The following is a 19,484-nucleotide window of genomic DNA, read 5'->3' on the forward strand; positions in this document are numbered from 1 at the left end:
ATCAACCTACCTTCAGGAATTTGCCGGGCGCATCGGGATTGGGCACGTACCAGCCAGGACGCCCGTCCGGGCCGCGGCCGATGCGCGCTTCGGGCACCGGTGGCCTGGTCGCATCCATTGCCGTGCGCGGGGTAACGAGGTGACGCGGCAGGAACTCGGCCTCCTGCAATTCGACGATCGAGTCCTTGAACGCCTGCACGATGCGCTGGAAGTCCGCCTCGCTGTGGGCGGTGGTCAGGAAGCACGGGAAGTTGTCGAGGATGTGGATGCCGCGGCTGCGCATCATCGCGAACAGCAGGTCCTGCAGCGGGTGGTCTTCCAGGAACTGGGTCTTCCACACCGATGCGAAATGCTTGACCGCCACCGGTGCCCCGGCATCGGCGCAGAACGCGTTGAGCTCGTCTGCCATCGCGGTGACCCTCGCGTTCAAACGCTCCTGCAGTTGCGGTCCGTGCTGCTGCACATGGGTCAGCACGGCTTTCGCCGCCGCCAGTGCCAGCGGGTGGCGGACGAAAGTGCCCGCGAAATAGGTCACGCCGACGGTCGGCACCGAGTCGTCACCGAACTGCCACTGGCCGCCGTCGAGCGCGTCCATGTATTTGCGCTTGCCGGCGATCAGGCCGATCGGGAATCCACCACCGACGACCTTGCCGTAGGTGGCCAGGTCGGCCCGGATGCCGAACAGCCCCTGGATGCCGGCCGGATGCGCGCGGAAGCCGGTCACGACCTCATCGAACACCAGCAATGCCCCCGACTCGCGGGTGAGCGTGCGCAGCTCGTGCAGGAACTCCACCGGCTGGAAATCCGGGCGGCGGCTCTGCACCGGTTCCACCAGCACCGCGGCAATCTCGCCGGCGTGGGCGCGGATGATCTCCAGCGATTCGGGCGTGCCGTAATCGAGCACCATCACGTGTTCGGCGGTGTTGCGCAGGATGCCCGGCGCGGCCGGCACCGCACGCAGCTTCCTGGTGCCGCGCACGATCATCTCGTCGATGATCCCGTGGTAGGAACCGGTGAACAGCACCACCGTCTCGCGCCCGGTCACCGTGCGCGCGATCCGCAGCGCGCCCAGCACGGCTTCCGATCCGGTGTTGCACAAAGCCGCGCGGTCGTGGCCGGTGACCTCGCAGGCCAGTCGGGCGACTTCGCCCGCCAGCGGATGCTGCGGGCCGATCTCGTAGCCCAGCTCCAGCTGCGCGCGCACGGCATCGAGCACGAAATCCGGCTGCCAGCCGAACAGGCTCATGCCGAAACCGTTGAGGGCGTCGACATAGTCGTTGCCGTCCAGATCCTGCAGGTGCGCGCCCTTCGAGCGCTCGATCACGATCTGGTAAATGATCTCCTTGAGCAGCGGACGGAAGCCGTTGACCACGCGCGGATCGGCCATGTGCGGCCGGTGTTGCTGGGTGTAGGCCTTGGATGCGCGGGTGCGGGCGACATAGCGGTCGATGAAGGCGTCGAGTTTTTCCCGCTGCCGCGCCGTGAGTTGGAAGCGCGCGTTGTTGTCGATGCGGGCGATCGCGCCGAAGGCCTTCTTGACGTCGTACGTGGTGTGGGCGAGCGCGGCTTCCTCGTCGGCGCCGTCGGTGGTTGTCGTCGCCAATGCCGCAACGGCCACGCCGGGTGCGGGTGCGGGTGCGGGTGCGGCCTCCGGGGCAACGGCCGCCGGAGGCGATGCCAAGGCGACCGATGCCGGAGCCGCCACGCCGACGCCCGACAGCAGCGCCAGTTGCTGGCCCATCAACTGCATCTGCTGGGCGATCACCTGACGGGCGAATTCTCCGCCATCGGATGAGGTCGCCATCGATGCCTGCATCGCCGGGCCGGCCATCGCGACCGTAGCCGCAGGTGCAGGTGCAGGTGCAGAAACAGGGGCGGTCGGCGCGACAGGCATTGGCACTGACGGCAGCTCGTCGGCCGGCAACTGCGCGTCCAGCATCGCGACCAGTCCTTCCAGGCTCGAACACTCACCCATCAACTGGCGGAACGTCACCTTCACCTGGAAGGTCTTCTGCAACTGCAACGCGACCTGGGTCAGCATCAGGCTGTCCAGCCCCAGCTCGATGAAATTCGTCGATGCATCGGCATCGGCCAGGTCGAAGCCGGCAACGTCCTCGACCACGTCGTTCACCTGTGCCGCCAACCGCTGCCGACGCGCGCTGTTGCCGGATTGTGCGTCGCTACCCGCAGCAGGGGCAGCAACGCCGGGGGAGGATGTCGGGTTCAACATGACGGACTCCAATGTCGTGCCCGGGGCGACGACTGACAGGGAAATCGTGCGCGGTGCCGCCAGTGCTTCAACCCAGTGACGCTTGCGCTCGAAGGGATAGGTGGGCAGTCGTACGCGGTGGCGCAGACCGCGCCGGTCGAATACCGCGGGATCCAGCGCCACGCCACGGCTCCACAATTGGCCGGCGGCCTGGCGCACGCTCGCCACCTCGGCGTCCGGTGTGGCGTCCAGCGACGCGATGCTCGCGACCTGGCTCTTCTGCACCTCGGGGTGCTGCCGCGACAAACGGCTCAAACTCGCGCGGGGGCCGACCTCCAGCAGGACGCGCGCAGGCTGCTGATCGATTACCTGACCCAGCGCCGCGGCGAAACGCACCGGCTCGCGCAGATGGCGGGCCCAGTACTCGACCGAAGTCGCCGCATCGGCGCCCAGCCAGGTTCCCGTGGCCGTGGACACCAGCGGGATCGCCGGGACCGACAACGACAGGCCGGCGACTTCCGCCCGGAAAGGCTCGACCACCGGCTCCATCATTTCCGAATGGAAGGCGTGCGAGGTCTCCAGCAGCCTGCATGCGACGCCTTCGCTGTCGAGCTGGGCCTGGAACGCGGCGACCGACTCGTGCGTTCCGGCCACCACGCAGGCACCGGGCGCGTTCTCCGCCGCCAGCGACACTCCGCCCGACAGGCGCGGTTGCAGTTTTTCCAGCGACAGGCGCACCGACAACATCGCGCCGGTCGGCTGCGCCTGCATCAACGCGCCGCGCCTCGCCACCAGATGCAGGCCATCCGCAAGGGTGAACACGCCCGCCAGGGTCGCGGCCACGAACTCGCCGACGCTGTGGCCGACCATCGCCGCCGGGACGATGCCCAGGCTCATCCACCATTTCGCCAGCGCGTATTCGACCGCAAACGTCGCCGGCTGCATCACCGAAGTGGGCAGCAACGCCTGCGGGTCGTCACTGAAAACCCGCTCCCGCAAATCGAACCCGAGGGAGTCGCCCAGCAGGTCGTTGCACGCATCGAACGCCGCGCGAAAGGCCGGCTCGGCCTTGTACAGTCCCCGGCCCATGCCCGGATAGGTCGCGCCCTGCCCCGGGAACAGGAACACCACGTCGGCCGCCCGCGCCGGCCGGCTGCGGGCCGCGCTGGCGGCGACTTCCTGACTGCGCAGCGCGGCAACCGCGGCCGGTGTGTCCGCGGCGACGACCGACACGCGATGGGCAAAGCCCTTGCGGCCGACCGCCAGCGTCCAAGCCACGTCGGCCAGGTTCGCATCGGGGCGTGCATCAAGGTGGTCCGCCAGCAGTCCGACAGCTCTCCCCAGTGCGGCCGGCGTACGTGCCGACAGCACCAGCAACTGCGGACCACTGGCAGGTTCGGATGGCCCTTGCGGCGGCGCCTCTTCCAGCACGACATGCGCGTTGGTGCCGCCCACGCCGAAGGAACTGACACCGGCGCGACGCGGCAGGTCGCCGGCGGGCCAGTCATGCAGTGCCGCATTCACCACGAACGGCGAGGCGGCGAAATCGATGGCCGGGTTCGGCCGGCTGAAATGGATGCTGGCCGGAATGCACTGCCGCGAGAGCGACAGCGCAGCCTTGATGACGCCCGCCGCACCGGCGCCGGTGACCATGTGGCCGACGTTGCTCTTGAGCGAGCCGATGCGGCAGAAACCGATGTCGGGCGTCGTGCGACGAAACGCCGTGGATAGGCCCTCGATCTCGATCGGATCTCCCAACGGCGTCGCGGTGCCGTGGGTCTCGATGTAACCGATCGTGCGTGCCTCCACGCCCGCGTCGTCGAGCGCCATCGATACCACCGCCGCCTGCCCCTGCATGCTGGGCGCGGTGAAACTGGCCTTGTCGCCGCCATCGTTGTTGACCGCCCTCCCGCGGATGACCGCATAGACCGGATTGCCATCGGCCCGTGCATCCGACAGTCGCTTGAGTAGCACCACCGCCCCGCCATCGCTGAATACCGTGCCCTGCGCCTGCACGTCGAATGTGCGCGTGTGCCCGTCGGGCGAGAGCATCGCGCCCTCCTGGTACGGGTAGCCGCTGCGCGGCGGACAGGTCACCGCGATGCCGCCGGCAAGGGCCATATCGCACTGCCCGGCGCGCAGGCTGTCGACCGCCTGGCAGATGGCGACCAGCGAGGTCGAGCAGCCGGTGTGCACGCTGATGGCGGGACCGGTCAGGTTGAGCTTGTGCGCCACCCGCGTGGCAATGTAGTCCTTCTCGTTGTCGAGCATCACCTGGAACGCGCCGACCCGGTCAACCAGCTCCGGGTGCGCGGCCACATGGCGCTGGAAATAGGTCGCGTTGTACATCCCGGCGAACACGCCCACCGGACCCGCGCTCGCATCGGGCACGTGGCCGGCGCGCTCCAGGCACTCCCAGCACATCTCCAGGAAGATCCGTTGTTGCGGGTCCATCAACTCGGCCTGCCGCGGGCTGATGCCGAAGAACCCGGCGTCGAACTGCTCCACGTCGTCGATCACACCGCGCGCCGGCACATACAGCGGGTTCGCGCGATCGGCTTCGCTCACCGCCGGGTCCAGCCCGTCCAGGCCGAAGACCGTGATCGAGTCGCGCCCTTCGCACAGGTTCTGCCAGAACGCCTCGACATCCGCCGCACCGGGGAACCGTCCCGCCATGCCGACAATGGCGATGGGGTCGTCGGCTGCGTCGTGGCCGGCGGGCCGGACCCGGTGCGCCAGGCGCGACGGATCGATCGCAGCTCCGTCCCGGCCTTCGATGGCCTTCGCCAGGGTGGCCGCGGTCGGGCTGTGGAACAGCGTCGTGGCCGGAATGCAGGCCGCGGATCCGGCCGGGCGGATCATCTCCAGCAGGCGCAGGCCCAGCAACGAGTTGCCGCCCAGTTCGAAGAAGTTGTCGTGCCGGCCTACCTGGTCGACATCCAGCAATTCGCTGAACGCACGGCAGATTCGCCGCTCGGCGTCGTCGACTGGCGGCTCGTAGGCGCACGCCAGTTCGGGACGGCTTCGATCGGGCGCCGGCAACGCGCGCCGATCGAGCTTGCCGTTCGCGGTCACCGGCAGCGAATCCATGCGGACATAGCGCGCCGGCAGCATGAACTCGGGCAGTTTCGCGGCCAGATACACGCGCAAGGCCGGCTCGGAAAACCCGTTGCCCGCCGCCACGCAATACGCCACCAGCCGCTTGTCGCCCGCCGGGTCGGCGCACGCCAGCACGGCGCAAGCCCGGATCGAGGGATGGCTGGCGAGCGCCGCTTCGATCTCCGCCAGCTCGATGCGGAAGCCACGGATCTTGACCTGGGTATCGACCCGGCCAACGAATTCGATGATTCCGTCGGGGCGGTAGCGCACCTGGTCGCCTGTGCGATACAAGCGCGCGCCCGGTGCTCCGAACGGGTCAGGCACGAAGCGCTCACCGGTCAGTCCGGGCTGGTTGAGATACCCGCGCGCCAATCCCTCGCCGCCGACGTACAGCTCACCGATCACGCCGACGGGCACCGGCTCGCCGCGCGTGTTGAGCACGTACACCCGGGTGTTGGCGATCGGCCGGCCGATCGGGACGTTTGCCGCATCGGCCGGAAAGTCGACCGGGATCTCCCAGGTGCAGGTGAACGTGGTGCATTCGGTCGGCCCGTAACCGTTGTGCAGGCGCGTGCCCGGCGCGGCGGCGAGCATCCGCCGGACATGCGCCACCGACAGCGCCTCGCCGCCGGTGAACAACTGGCGCAGCCCGGCCAGTTGGCGCGGATCCTCATCGACCACCGCGTTGAACAACGCCGCCGTCAGCCACGCGGTGGTGACGTCGTGTCCGGCAATGCACGTCGCCAGGCCCGTACCGGTCGGCGTTGCCTCGCCGTGCACGACGACGCAGCCGCCGTTGAGCAGCGCACCCCAGATCTCCAGCGTGGAGGCATCGAAACCCAAAGGCGCGGCATGCAGGAAGCGCGTCTGCGGGCCCAGTTCGATGTAGTCCACGCCACACACCAGTCGAAGGATCGAGCAGTGGCGGATCTCCACACCCTTGGGCTGGCCGGTCGAGCCGGAGGTGTACATCACGTAGGCCAGCGACTCGCGATCGCCGATCGCATCGTCATCAGGCCCGACCGCGTTGCCGGACTCGTCGCCATCCGTTTGCGTGGCAGCCACGACGATGCGCAGGACGGATCCGGGCAGCGCGCAGGTATCGGTGTCGTCGACCAGCACTACCGCTGCGCTCGCGTCCTGGAGCATGAAGGCCAGACGTTCGGCCGGGTGCTTCAGGTCCAGCGGAAGATAGGCGGCTCCGGCCTTCAACACTCCCAGCAGCGCCACGATCGCCGCGGCCGAACGCTCCATCGCCACCGCCACCACATCGCCAGGATGGACCCCCTGCGCGCGCAGACGGCGAGCCACTTCCCGTGATCGCCGGTCGAGCTGGGCATAGGTCAACGACGTGGCGCCATCCACCACCGCGACCGCCGAGGGCGAGGCGTCACACATCGCGGCGAACATCCCCTGCACGGTGGGATACGGCGGACGGGACCGGTTGGTCCGGTTCCAGTCCACCAGCTGCCGTTGCCGCTCGTCCGGATCCAGCAGATCGGGAACCTCATCCCCGGCGATCCAGGACGCGATCGCCAACCGCACGCGAGTCCCGAGCATGTTCACGACATCATCGGCCAACGACGGGCGATAGCTCACCTCGATCCATGGAGGCGAACCCGCGCGCAATTGCCAGACCGATGTTGCCCAGTCCTGCAGCGCGGCCGGCGGCGTATCGTCATCAAGCACGGCCCATGCGACCGTCCTTGGCGGGGTCGCTGCCAACGACGAAGGCGCAGGCTCCAATGACCCGTGCCCCGATGGAGCGTGAACGGCAGCCACGCGATCCCGCGATGCCGGATCGACGACGCACTGGGAAATATCCGCACCCGTGATCCGCGTCGCCAGCACGCCATCCGCGCCCGTCAGACGCGACTCGACCAGCGCCAGCGCCGCGACGAGCACATCGCCCGCCGTCACGCCGCGCCCGCACAAAGCGGCGCACAACGAATCGTCTGTCGACAAGGAAAAACGCTGGCGTCGCAGTTCGTCTCCGGCCGGGGTCGCCTGCAACGGCAACAGATCCAGCAGGCCGGTTTGCTCTGCCGCTGGGGCAATTTTCGCGTTCATCGGAACCTCGCCGCCCTCATCGGGCCATCACCGGTTTCACGTCAAGGGGACTCCGGCAAAGCGCAAGTTGCCGGGATGCACTGGCCGGCCGGCGACTTGCCGGGCGACTCCGCGGATGCCGACCAACGCGGCAATGCCGGCGTGGGTCACCGCATCCAGCGCCGGCAGCCGCCCCACCGGCGGCGGAGCGATGCCGAACCGGCGTACCAGCTCATGGGTCTTGTGCAACAGCGCGTCGCGCCGGGTCGCGTCGGTGTAGTACGTGAAGCTGATCGTGATGGACGGCTCGTCCCCGGTCTCGACCATGTGCGGGCTGGTGGACGGCATGTACGCGCCTTCGCCCGGCAGCAGGTCGAAGACATGGGCCCGCTCGCGGAACTCCTCGCGCCAGGCCAGCAGTTCGCGGCCGTGGGTGTGGTGGAAGCGGTCGCGGGCCTGCTCGCTGGCGACGACGGTATCGGTGTGGTCCCACACGTAGATGCGCTTCTTGCCGCTGACCTGCAGGATGAAGTTGTGCTCTTTGTCGAAGTGGAACGGCGTCACCGTGCGTGGGGAGGTCACGAAGATCCAGCCGGCGCGGTAGCACATGCCCGGATCGCGATGCCCGACCCGGGCCTGGACACCATCCAGCACGTCGCCCACCAGCACCCGGTACAGGGGATCCACCTGGACATTGAGCAACGACATCCAGGCTTTGGCGTCCTGGATCGCGCCCAGGGTCTGTGCCGCCGACAATCTGTTGGGATGTGCCGATGGCGCATCGCCAAAGGAAGTACCGGCCGTGGCGTCGTTGCCGTGGGTGCGGATGCTGCCTCGAACCTCAAGACGCTCACCCAACGCGACCAGCGCCGCCGGCTGCAGCAATGGATGGCCAACCAGCGAATGCCGGACCGGCTGGATGCGCCACGGGTCGAACGAGGCCTTGTCGATCTCGACCGCCATCATCGGAGCGCGCCACGTCTTTTTTTCATCCGGCGTCATTTCCACACTGGCCGCAGACATCTGGTGTCCCCCACTGCTTGTCAGGTCGCGGCTCCAGGGAACCGGCTACTGACAACAACGCGTACCAGCCCATGCCGCGGCCATTGGCCGTGGCGTTGCGCCATCCGTTCCAACGTGAAAATCCATCGTCGAAAAAGCTAGGATGGCTTCCCAAAAGCGGGGGACACAATGAAAGGCGATTTCGCCCTGCTCTACTCTCGTCTCGGTCTGAGACCGGACTGCACGCTGGCCGAGTTCAAGCGCGCCTACCGCTTGCGCATCGGCAAGCTGCATCCCGACAAAGGCCCCGCAATCGGCGGACCTGAAACTGACGACGAGCTCACCGAGTTGATCCGCCTGTACACGACGGCCACCCGATTCCATCGGCGACACGGCCGCCTGCCCGGTGCGCGATCCCGACCCGCGGCGCTGAGCCGCCCGACTGCAGGGGCTACCTGTTCAAACGCAGCGGCGGACGATACCGGCCCGGAACCCGGAAACCGGCGGTCCTCCAGCGCTACCGAGCCGCATCCACAACGACCTCTGCTGTTTGCTTCCCTGCTGGTCGCCACCGTCACCGTGCTGGCCTTGTCGTGGGATTGGCGGGCCGAGACAGCCATGCAGGCAGTTGCCACAAAAGATTTTCCGACGACCTCCCCGGCGGCCATCGATGGCGCCACCAGCGTGCAGAGTCGCCCGCAACTCGAACTGGGGATGGACCCGGCCAGCGTGCTGGCCATCCAGGGCAAGCCGGTAAGCGTGAATGGCGATCGCTGGGACTACGGGCCCTCCTGGCTCCGGTTTGCTGACGGCCGACTGGTGGATTGGCACAGCTCGCCGCTGCGCCGCCTGGATACCGCAACCCCGTCGCCGGACCGGTCAGCGCAAGACGCAGCTTCCCAATAGAACCGCAGCGCTGTCAGCGCGCTCCACGCCGGAACAGCACGACCTCCACCGTCTGCAGCAGGATCATCAGGTCGAACAGCAGGCCATGGTTCTTGACATAGAACAGATCGAACTTGAGCTTCTCCTCCGCATCGCGGACCGACGCGCCATAGGGGTAGCGCAGCTGCGCCCACCCCGTCAGGCCCGGCTTCATGCAATGGCGGACGCTGTAATAGCGGATGTCCTGGCTCAACACATCCACAAACTGCGGCCGCTCCGGACGCGGGCCGACAAAGCTCATCTCGCCGCGCAGGACATTGAATAGCTGCGGCAACTCATCGAGTCGGGTCATGCGGATGAAACGCCCCACCCGGGTACTGCGGTCATCGTCGGCGGCGGCCCAGCGGGCGACACCGTCCTTTTCCGCGTCGTTGCGCATGCTGCGGAACTTCACCAGCTCGAACGACCGGCCGTCCTCGCCCACCCGCGTCTGTCGGTAGAGGATCGGCAAACCCGACTCCCACCACACGCATGCCGCTACCACCACCATCGCCGGCCACGCTACCAGCAGCAGCGCGGATGCCGCCACGAGGTCGAAAAGACGCTTGCTCAGACGGCGCGGCATCGAATGGTCGAAGCCACCGGAAAACACGAGCCAGGACGGATCGGCAATGCTCAAGCTGACCACGCCGGCTTCGCGCTCGAAGAAGGTCGACAAATCAGTCATGTCGATGCCGCGCTGGATGCACTCCAGCATCGCTTCCATCGGCAAACCGCCGCGGCGCTCATCCAGGGCCACCACGATCTCGTGGACCTGCAGCCGTTGCGCGAGATCGGCCAACCCGACTCCCGGTTCCAACGACAACGCGTTGGGAACCAACACCGGTTGTCCGGGTACCGCCACGAAGCCCATCAGGGAAAAAGACCTGCGATCGCTACGGCGCCGCAAGCGGCTGTTGATCAGGTCCGCGTTTTGCCCGGCTCCGAGCACCAGCACACGGCGCCGGAATTTCTCCGAATGCCCCAGGTGCTGCATAGCCAGGCGCAGGAGGAACACAACCACCCATCCCAACATCAATGCCAAAGCCAGCACACCACGACCGATATAGGCAGACGGAACCAGGTAGTACAGCACCAACAACCCGATGCCCCCGAACGCGAAGGACAGCAGCAAGCGCAGGAAAAAATCCATGCGGTTGTGCCGCACATGCACCTGGTACAACCCGAATGCCGCCATCGCCGTGGTGATGAATACCGCAACCACCAGGATGCGGATTGGCGCGGTGCCGACGAAGAACAGATAGGAGTCGGAGTCCTGCATGAAGCGCAGCCAAGCTGCCGCTGCCACGGCCAACATCAACAAGAGCAACTCCAGCAGCCACAGCCACAGAGCGGCACGATTCTTCAAGCTTGAAATATGACGTTTCATCTGACTTCCCGCCGGTCTTCCAACGCACGTCCGACCCTGTCGTCCAGCTACCACGACCACCGGTCTTCCGGACTATCAAACGCGCGTAACGCCTACTTCCGGCCGCTCAAGCCGCACCCGCCTCCATACGCGGCCGCAGCCAGACACACTCGACGTCGGCCTGCGGCGGCGCAGCCACCGCCACGACGACGTCCGGCCCCATGCCAAGCATTCGCAGTCGCGTCTCTACCGGTTCCGGCGGCGACAACTGCTGGACGCTGTCATCGGGCGCACAGAACGTGTCCATCTCGCGCGCCATCCCGACACCCGCCGCCTTCAGGAGCGCCTCCTTGCGCACCCACAACTCCAGCAACGCGGTGGCGCGCTCGGACGGGGCAAGCGCCGCCAGAGCCGCAAGCTCGCTCGGATGGCATAGGCGCTCGGCGATCCCCGGCATCACCGCACGACGATCGACCGGCTCCATGTCGACGCCCACCGGACCCGCGGCCGTTACCGCGACCGCAGCCCATCTTCCGGAATGGCTCAAGCTGGTGTGCACTGGAGAATCCCTCAAACGTGGACAACCCAACGCATCGCGCACGAGCGGCACCGCCACGGCATCCACGCCAATCCGCGCACCCAGCAGCAACCGGTGCAGCGCATACGTCAACACGAGATCGTCCCGGTGGGCCGCGTTTCGCTGCCGCATAGCACGCGCGGTGTCGGCCACATCAAGCAATCCAGCCGCATCCGCCAGCCATGATCGCCACTCGGCCAACTCGAACAGCGCGACGGCGACCTGCGAATGGGACGAGGCTGGCCATCCGGGTGACGGCAAAGCCTCCCGGAAGGCCGCACGCAGGTCCATCCGTCTGGAACCGGCAAGCCTGCCGATCCCTTCCACCGTTCCCGACCGCGACATGCATCCCCCAACGTCTCGTCGTCAATGCCCAATCCAGACAACGCGGTGCCGCGCAGCAGTCGGACACCGGATCGCGACCGATCAACCGACGGTGACCGGGCCAGGGGAAAAAACACGTAACAACCTGCAACCAGGAGCAATGGACCCACAACGACAATGGTCGACCATCCAGCCAGCCACCTCGGCAGGAACCTCCGACGGATCGCCAATGACAGCGCGGAACTTCCCGGCATCCGCCTGATCGCCAAGCCCATCTACCGCCGCATGTTCCGCCGCAGCCGCAGTGGCAATGCCTACCTGGGGGTATATCCGACCTATCAACAGGCGCTGGCGCATGCACCCGCAGTACTGCCGAGCAGCTATGACAACGCGGCGTCCAGCGAGCTGTACCACGATCGCCTCGATCAGGTGCGGGTCAGCGACTATCCATTGCTCCACTGGCTGTCCCGGCTCCTGGCCGCTGGCCATCGCCGGGTGTTTGATCTCGGTGGGCACATCGGCATCAGCTATTACGGCTTTCGGCATTACCTCGAATATCCCGCCGACATGCGCTGGCTCGTGCATGACATGCCAAGCGTGATGGATGCCGGCCACCGATGGGCAAACTCCCATGACCCATCGGGACAGCTGGGCTTTTGCGGATCCCGTGACGATGCCAATGGCTGCGATGTACTGATGTCCAGCGGAGCGTTGCAGTACCTCGACTACAGCCTGGCGGAGCTGCTTGAACGCCTGCGCAGACCACCGCTCCACGTGCTGGTCAACCTGACCCCCATGCATCCGGAACGAAGCTATTTCACCTTGCAGAACCTGGGGACGGCCATCTGTCCGTATCGGATCAGCGCCGTACCAAGGTTCATCGCCGACATGCAGGCACTCGGCTATTCCGTCATTGACCGATGGGAATCATTCGAACGCCAGTTGCGGCTCCCGTTCGAACCCGACTACAGCATCGATCGCTACTACGGCTTCTACTTCCGGCACGAATCGGCGCTGGCCTGACGGCGACCTGCAAGGACGACCAAGCCCCGTCGCGCCTATGCTCCATTTCATTGCGAATGAGCGGCATCACCGTTCCGATGGAAGCCACACAAAACACAAAGGCCGATGAGTGTCCACTCATCGGCCTTTGTGTTTTGTGTGGTGCGCCCGGAAGGATTCGAACCTCCGACCCCCAAGTTCGTAGCCTGGTGCTCTATCCAGCTGAGCTACGGGCGCGCAGTCGGAGAATTATGACGAGCAATTGCAGATCCGTCAAACCTTTTCCGGTACCGCTGTTGCCTCGTTCGAGCCATCCCGATCACGCGATGGCCTGCAAGACAAAACCACCCGAAGGTGGTCTACAACTGGCGCTGAGTCCGGTCCTCCCGACTCGACGCCGACGCAAACTGGCGGAGAGTGAGGGATTCGAACCCTCGATGGAGTTTAACCCCCATACTCCCTTAGCAGGGGAGCCCCTTCAGCCACTCGGGCAACTCTCCGCAACACTCTGAACGATGCGGGCGGGAAGCATAACGGCTCATCTGCTCCGCGGCAAACCTTTTGTCAGTCTGCCGTGCCTTTTTCTGCGGTGTCGCCTGCTTCTTCACCACGCTGGATGCGCTGGTAGATCTCCTCGCGGTGCACGGCTACGTCTTTGGGCGCAGTGATGCCGATACGTACCTGGTTGCCCTTGACGCCGAGCACGGTGACAGTCACCGAGTCGCCGATCATCAGGGTCTCACCGACGCGACGCGTCAGGATAAGCATTGTAAATTCTCCTTTTGCCAACGCAGTGCGCCAGCGTTTGTGCTTCCGGCCGGCCGGAAGCACTTCCAACCCGTTGAACGGCGATTATCAACCTGTCCGGACAACCGCCACAAGCGAAGGAAGTCATGGTCCGGTCAGCCAAGCCGCTGCCCGACCCAATCGGCAACTCCGGCAAGAACGTCCACCAGATTCGGACTGTCATCGCCGCCGCCTTGCGCCATGTCCGCCCGGCCACCGCCCTTGCCATTGATCTGACGCGCCACGTGCCCGATAAGTTCCCCGGCCTTGGCTTTGCCCGTCGCCGCGCCGCTGACACCGGCCACGAGTGCAACCTTGCCATCGTTGGCGCCAGCCAACACGATCACCGCATCGCCAAGCTGTTGTTTGAGGCGATCGAGCGCATCGCGCAATGCCCTGGCATCGAAGCCTTCCAGCCGGGCCGCCAGCACCTTGATTCCCGCCACCTCGATCGCCGAGCCGGCCAGATCCGCGGTCGCACCGGATGCCGCCTTGGCCTTGAGTGCATCGAGTTCGCGCTCGAGCTTTTTCTGCCGCTCCAGCAGATGACGCACCTTGTCGGGCACATCCGGGACGCTGCCACCCAGCAGATGGGCCGCCTCTTCCAGGCGCTGCTCCTCGCCACTGATGAAGTCCAGCGCGCCCTGCCCGGTCAACGCCTCGATACGGCGAACGCCGGCCGAAACGCCGCCTTCGGACACGATCTTGAAGACCCCGATATCGCCGGTGCGCGCCACATGGGTACCGCCGCACAGCTCGGTCGAGGTGGCTCCCATGCGCAACACGCGCACCCGGTCACCGTACTTTTCACCGAACAACGCCATGGCGCCGAAATCCAGCGCTTCCTGCATCTCCATCTGGTGGACTTCCGCCTCGTGGTTGCCGCGGATCTCCGCGTTGACGCGGCGTTCGATCTCGGCGAGTTCTGCCCTGGTCAGTGGCTGGAAGTGGGAGAAGTCGAAGCGCAGACGCTCCGGTGCCACCAGCGAGCCCTTCTGGACGACATGGGTGCCCAGCACACTGCGCAGCGCGGCATGCAGCAGGTGGGTGGCGGAATGGTTCAACACGGTGGCGCCGCGGCGAGCACGGTCGACCGACCCGGACACCCGATCCCCGCGCTGGAGAACGCCGCTTTCCAGCGTGCCCAGATGTCCGTGGAACTGCCCGGCGAACTTGAGCGTGTCGCGCACGGCGAAGCGACAGTCCTCGCCCTCCAGCGCACCGGCATCCCCGACCTGGCCACCGCTCTCGGCATAGAACGGGGTGCGGTCCAGGATGACCACGGCCTCGTCGCCTGCCTCGATCCTGTCCACGGGCCGGCCATCCCTGAGCAGCGCCGCCACGGTCAGCCCGCCCTCATCGAGACGGTCGTAGCCGAGGAATCCGGTTGGTGCGAGCTGCGCGGCCAGTTCCGCCGGCATCGTGGTGGCATTGCCGAACTTGCCGGCGGCGCGCGCGGTTTCCCTCTGGTGCGCCATCGCGGCATCGAAGCCGGCCATCTCGATCGACAATCCGCGCTCACGGGCGATGTCGGCGGTCAGATCGACCGGAAAACCGTAGGTGTCGTACAGCCGGAAGGCGTCGGCGCCGGGAATCGTGCCGTCGGATCGCGCGGCGACCTCGTCAAAAATGCGCATCCCCGAATCGAGCGTCTCGGCAAAACGCTCTTCCTCGGCCAGCAAGGCGCGAGCGATCAACTCGCGCTTTTCGACCAGCTCGGGATACGGCTCGCCCATGACGTCGATCAACGGATCGAGCATGCGATGGAAGAACGGCTGCTTCTGGCCCAGCATCCAGCCATGACGCAGGGCACGGCGGATGATCCGGCGCAACACGTAGCCGCGCCCCTCATTGGACGGCAGCACGCCATCGGCGATCAGGAAGCTGCAGGCGCGGATATGGTCGGCGATCACGCGCAACGATTTGTTGTCGATATCGCCGGTGCCGGTGAGCCGGGCCGCCGCTGCGATCAGGTGCTGGAAGATATCGATCTCGTAATTGCCGTGCTTGCCCTGCAGGATCGCGGCCAGCCGCTCCAGGCCCATCCCGGTGTCGACGCACGGCGCCGGCAGCGGCGCGAGGCTGCCGTCGGGCTGGCGGTCGAACTGCATGAACACCAGGTTCCAGATCTCGATGTAGCGATCGCCGTCCTCATCGGCTGAGCCCGGCGGACCACCGAAGTGCTGCTCGCCGTGGTCGTAGAAGATCTCCGTACACGGGCCGCAGGGGCCGGTGTCGGCCATCTGCCAGAAATTATCCGAGGCGTACGGCGCGCCCTTGTTGTCGCCGATCCGGACGATCCGCTCGGCAGGCACGCCGATCTCGTCACGCCAGATTCCGTACGCCTCATCGTCGGTGTCATACACGGTGACCAGCAGACGCTCGGCAGGAAGCTGCCAGACCTCGGTCAGCAACTGCCAGGCCCAGCGGATCGCGTCGTGCTTGAAGTAGTCGCCAAACGACCAGTTGCCCAGCATCTCGAAGAAGGTGTGGTGCCGAGCGGTATAGCCGACCTGGTCCAGATCGTTGTGCTTGCCGCCTGCCCGCAGGCAGCGCTGGACATCGGCCGCGCGCACGAAACCCGGCTTTTCGCTGCCAAGAAACACGTTCTTGAACTGGACCATCCCGGAGTTGGTGAACAGCAGGGTCGGGTCGTTGGCGGGCACCAGCGGCGCCGAAGGCACGATGGTGTGGCCGCGTTCACGGAAGAACTCGAGGAAGTCGCGACGGATGTCGTTGGTGCTGAATGTGGGAGCGTTCATGCCTGGCACGGGAAGTCGAAAGGGCTGTGCAGGCCATCGCCGCACCGATCCCCGCACAATGGCGACGATCGGCAGCGGAGGCAACTGCGGAAAGCCGCTTAGCGTATCAGGGGAGCCATTTCGACGTCACACGCAGACGCCTTGAGCTTCAGGTACCCGAGGGACCTGCGTGCATGGCCAGACATGCACTGCACCTCCCGGTGGTCTCAAGAAAAATCCTGATCGTCCGGGCCGTACCGGGTGGCCTCCTGGACCACCTCGCCGGGGAATCCACGGCGTATCAACATGTCGGCGGCCTTGCGGCGAAGCGCCAGATCGTCGGGGATCGAATCGCCATAACGGCGACGAACCAGATCGCGTGCGTTCTCGGTCCAATTGCCCTCGAAGGTCTCCAGCGCAGCAGCAATCGCATCACTGTCCAGACCATGGGTACGCAATTCGGCACGGATATGGAGCGGGCCGTAACCGCCACTGACCCGGTTGCGCACCAGGCTCTCGGCAAAACGGGTGTCGTCCTGCCAGCCGGCGTCGGCCAGTTTTTCCACCGCCGCCTCCACCTCGTGGGCGTCCAGCCCCCGCGAAGTCAGCTTGCGGGTGAGTTCCTTGCGTGAATGCTCGCGCCGGACCAGCAGGCCCAGCGCGCGCTGCAAGGGCGTTGCCGGCTCGCGCTTCCGGCGCCGACCCGGCGTTGCGGCCGGGTCGGTATCAAACAGGCCACTCCCGGGCCCATCAGCATCATGGGAACTGTCGTCCTGCATCGCTTCAGATAGCTGCTGGATCAGGCCTCGAGCTTTTCGGCCTTGGCGGCTTTCCCGGCCTTGCCGGTTTTGACAGCCTCGTCCGACTCATCATCGGCATCGCCATCCACCGCAGCAGGGGCCGCTTCAACAGGCACCAGCCGCTTGCGCAACTCCGCTTCCAGTTGCTCGGCGAGTACCGGGTTGTCCTTCAGGTACTGGCGGGCATTTTCCTTGCCCTGGCCGATCCGCTCCTCGCCCATGCTGTACCAGGCGCCTGCGCGCTCGACCAGCTTGGCTTCCATGCCCATCTCGATCAGCTCGCCTTCGCGCGAGATGCCTTCGCCATAGAGGATCTCGGTGACCACCTGCTTGAACGGCGGTGCCAGCTTGTTCTTGACGACCTTGATCCGGGTCTGGTTGCCGATGATCTCGTCGCCCTTCTTGACGGAACCGATGCGACGGATGTCCAGGCGCACCGAGGCATAGAACTTCAGCGCGTTGCCGCCGGTGGTCACCTCGGGGCTCTGGCCCGGCATCATCTGGCCGATCTTGTGCCGCAGCTGGTTGATGAACACCACCAGCGTGCCGGACCGCTTGATATTGCCGGTCAGCTTCCGCAGCGCCTGGCTCATCAAGCGGGCCTGCAGGCCCGGCAGCTGATCGCCCATCTCACCTTCGATCTCCGCGCGCGGGGTCAGTGCGGCGACCGAGTCGATCACCACGATGTCGACTGCGGCCGAACGCACCAGCATGTCGGCAATTTCCAGGGCCTGCTCGCCGGTATCCGGCTGGGAGAGCAGCAGGTCGTCGACGTTGACCCCCAGCTTGGCGGCATAGATCGGGTCGAGCGCATGCTCGGCATCGATGAAGGCCGCCGTGCCGCCATTCTTCTGGCACTGGGCGATCGCCTGCAGGGTCAGGGTGGTCTTGCCGGAGGATTCCGGGCCGTAGATCTCGACCACGCGTCCCTTGGGCAAGCCGCCAATGCCCAAGGCGATATCGAGCATCAGTGAGCCGGTACCGATCACTTCGGCGGCTTCGACCACGCGATCGCCCATGCGCATGACCGAACCCTTGCCGAACTGCTTTTCGATCTGGCCCAAAGCCGCGGAAAGAGCGCGCTTCTTGTTCTCGTCCATTGGGGTTTTCCTTGTAGCCATCGGTGAGTGCATCCAGAGTAGTTTGGGCCTGTCGCACAGGTTGCGACCGGGATCCGGGTAAGAAATTAGGCGCGACGATTGCCGCCGGGTATCGGCCGGATTCGCGGACGGGGATCGGAATACCCCACCCCGCGGGTCGGAAGAACGTGGCGCTCAACGGCCACGACGTACCAGTCCGCAGTACAGGCCTTCGATCGCGAAGTCCTGGTCGGGCTGGACATCGATGGGCTGATAATCGGGATTGCGTGGCAGCAGGCGGATGCGGTCCTTGCCGATCTTCAGCAGTTTGACGGTGATCTCGTCGTCGATGCGCGCCACCACGATCTGCCCACTGCGCGCCTCCGGAGTGCGATGCACGCCGATCAGGTCGCCATCGAAGATGCCTTCATCGCGCATCGAGTCGCCCTGCACCTTGAGCAGGTAGTCCGGCGACGGGAAAAAGATGTTGCGATCGAGCAGCACGTAGTCGTCCGCGCCCGCGTCCGCACCGATCGGCGAGCCTGCAGCCACGCGGCCGAGAATCGGCAAACGCAATGCGTCTTCCGACTCCCGTGTCGTCCCGGCTTCAACCTCGTCGCCGGATGCCGGTTCCGCAGCGTCCGGCAGGGAGTCCAGCGATATCGGGGGCTCCGTCTGTGCGGCACGCAGCAGGCGGATGCCGCGCGCCTTGCCCGGGATCCGGCGGATGGCGCCCGCCTCTTCCAGTGCTTCCAGGTGGTATTGCGCCGCCCGCACGCCCGAAAACCCCATCGCGCGGGCGATCTCGGTCTGCGACGGCGGCACGCCTTCGATCGCGAGGCGTTCGCCGATCAGGGCGAGGATGGCTTGCTGGGTGTCGGTCAATGCGCTCATTAGTAGTAATACTACTAACAACTTTCATCTCGATGCAAGCTCACTGCAATCAGGCGGCCAGGTCCAGCAGTCCATGCAGCGCCGCCGCGACGGTCTGGCGACGCACAGCCTCGCGGTCACCATCGAAATGGAACACCAGCGCAGTGGGATATCCGCCCCGGCGCTTCCAGGCGATCCAGACCGTCCCCACCGGCTTGTCCTCGGTCCCGCCCCCCGGCCCGGCGATACCGGTCACCGCCACCGCGAGGCTGCCGCCGGAGTGCACCAGCGCACCGGACACCATTTCTATCGCGGTTTCCCGGCTGACCGCGCCGTGTTCTTCCAGGGTACTGGCCTGCACGCCGAGCATCGCCTGCTTGGCCTCGTAGCTGTAGGCCGCCATGCCGCACTCGAACCACTCCGAGGAGCCGGGGATGTCGGTCAGGGTCTTGGCGATCCAGCCGCCGGTGCAACTCTCGGCGGTCACCAGGCGGTGATGGTGCTGGAGGGCGGCCTTGGCGACCTGCCCGGCGAGGCGCTGCAGCGCGGTATCGGAGACGTCTTTGCTCATCGGCGGACTATACCGCCCCGCCCCTGCCGCCTGCTGGCGATCGGCCGAAGGAATCCGCCCGCCGGCAACACCGGCAGGG

Annotated in this window: 12 protein-coding genes and 2 tRNA genes; 2 read left to right on the plus strand and 12 right to left on the minus strand. The window is 66.1% G+C overall.

The genetic code is table 11. The features are described from left to right. Position 1: 1 nt before the first annotated feature. Together N792_RS02425 and N792_RS02430 are read right to left on the minus strand one after the other, a co-directional pair. Complete coding sequence (locus N792_RS02425) at positions 2 to 7,378, minus strand: hybrid non-ribosomal peptide synthetase/type I polyketide synthase (RefSeq protein WP_052103331.1); 7,377 nt, start codon at positions 7,376 to 7,378, stop codon at positions 2 to 4. A gap of 36 nt (positions 7,379 to 7,414) precedes the next feature. After that, positions 7,415 to 8,380 (minus strand): cupin-like domain-containing protein, encoded by a 966-nt coding sequence (locus N792_RS02430; protein ID WP_084105316.1) that lies wholly within the window; start codon positions 8,378 to 8,380, stop codon positions 7,415 to 7,417. 168 nt (positions 8,381 to 8,548) lie between these two features. On the opposite strand from N792_RS02430, the gene N792_RS02435 reads away from it, so the two are divergent. Then, positions 8,549 to 9,265, plus strand: coding sequence for a J domain-containing protein (locus N792_RS02435; protein WP_036192501.1), 717 nt, complete (start codon positions 8,549 to 8,551; stop codon positions 9,263 to 9,265). Positions 9,266 to 9,278: 13 nt separating this feature from the next. On the opposite strand, the gene N792_RS02440 is transcribed toward N792_RS02435, so the two are convergent. Both N792_RS02440 and N792_RS14155 read right to left on the minus strand, forming a co-directional pair. Then, positions 9,279 to 10,673, minus strand: coding sequence for a TIGR03013 family XrtA/PEP-CTERM system glycosyltransferase (locus N792_RS02440; protein WP_036192503.1), 1,395 nt, complete (start codon positions 10,671 to 10,673; stop codon positions 9,279 to 9,281). Positions 10,674 to 10,779: 106 nt separating this feature from the next. Further along, on the minus strand, positions 10,780 to 11,520 hold the full coding sequence (locus N792_RS14155; RefSeq protein WP_052103333.1) for a 4'-phosphopantetheinyl transferase family protein: 741 nt from the start codon (positions 11,518 to 11,520) through the stop codon (positions 10,780 to 10,782). Positions 11,521 to 11,838: 318 nt separating this feature from the next. Here N792_RS14155 and N792_RS02450 point away from each other — a divergent pair, with 318 nt between their 5' ends. Continuing rightward, on the plus strand, positions 11,839 to 12,576 hold the full coding sequence (locus N792_RS02450) for a TIGR04325 family methyltransferase (RefSeq protein WP_191150510.1): 738 nt from the start codon (positions 11,839 to 11,841) through the stop codon (positions 12,574 to 12,576). A gap of 139 nt (positions 12,577 to 12,715) precedes the next feature. On the opposite strand, the gene N792_RS02455 is transcribed toward N792_RS02450, so the two are convergent. From N792_RS02455 to N792_RS02490, 8 genes are all read right to left on the minus strand, one after another. After that, positions 12,716 to 12,792: transfer RNA gene (locus N792_RS02455), tRNA-Arg, on the minus strand. A 171-nt stretch (positions 12,793 to 12,963) separates the two neighbouring features. Then, positions 12,964 to 13,055, minus strand: a tRNA-Ser gene (locus tag N792_RS02460). A 64-nt stretch (positions 13,056 to 13,119) separates the two neighbouring features. Beyond that, the gene (csrA, locus tag N792_RS02465; protein ID WP_036192505.1) at positions 13,120 to 13,323 is read right to left on the minus strand and encodes a carbon storage regulator CsrA; all 204 of its coding nucleotides are present in this window, start codon (positions 13,321 to 13,323) and stop codon (positions 13,120 to 13,122) included. Positions 13,324 to 13,457: 134 nt separating this feature from the next. Further along, the gene (gene alaS, locus N792_RS02470; protein ID WP_036192506.1) at positions 13,458 to 16,103 is read right to left on the minus strand and encodes an alanine--tRNA ligase; all 2,646 of its coding nucleotides are present in this window, start codon (positions 16,101 to 16,103) and stop codon (positions 13,458 to 13,460) included. Positions 16,104 to 16,309: 206 nt separating this feature from the next. Continuing rightward, a complete protein-coding gene (gene recX, locus N792_RS02475; protein WP_036192524.1) occupies positions 16,310 to 16,816 on the minus strand; it encodes a recombination regulator RecX in 507 nt (168 codons plus the stop codon). 65 nt (positions 16,817 to 16,881) lie between these two features. Continuing rightward, positions 16,882 to 17,982, minus strand: a complete 1,101-nt coding sequence (recA, locus tag N792_RS02480) for a recombinase RecA (RefSeq protein ID WP_084105320.1) — start codon at positions 17,980 to 17,982, stop codon at positions 16,882 to 16,884. Between the two features lie 174 nt (positions 17,983 to 18,156). Continuing rightward, positions 18,157 to 18,855, minus strand: coding sequence for a transcriptional repressor LexA (gene lexA, locus N792_RS02485; protein ID WP_036192508.1), 699 nt, complete (start codon positions 18,853 to 18,855; stop codon positions 18,157 to 18,159). A 49-nt stretch (positions 18,856 to 18,904) separates the two neighbouring features. Then, on the minus strand, positions 18,905 to 19,405 hold the full coding sequence (locus tag N792_RS02490) for a CinA family protein (RefSeq protein WP_036192510.1): 501 nt from the start codon (positions 19,403 to 19,405) through the stop codon (positions 18,905 to 18,907). Positions 19,406 to 19,484 lie beyond the last annotated feature (79 nt).

Origin of the sequence: Lysobacter concretionis Ko07 = DSM 16239, assembly GCF_000768345.1 — a bacterium.
GTDB lineage: Bacteria > Pseudomonadota > Gammaproteobacteria > Xanthomonadales > Xanthomonadaceae > Novilysobacter > Novilysobacter concretionis.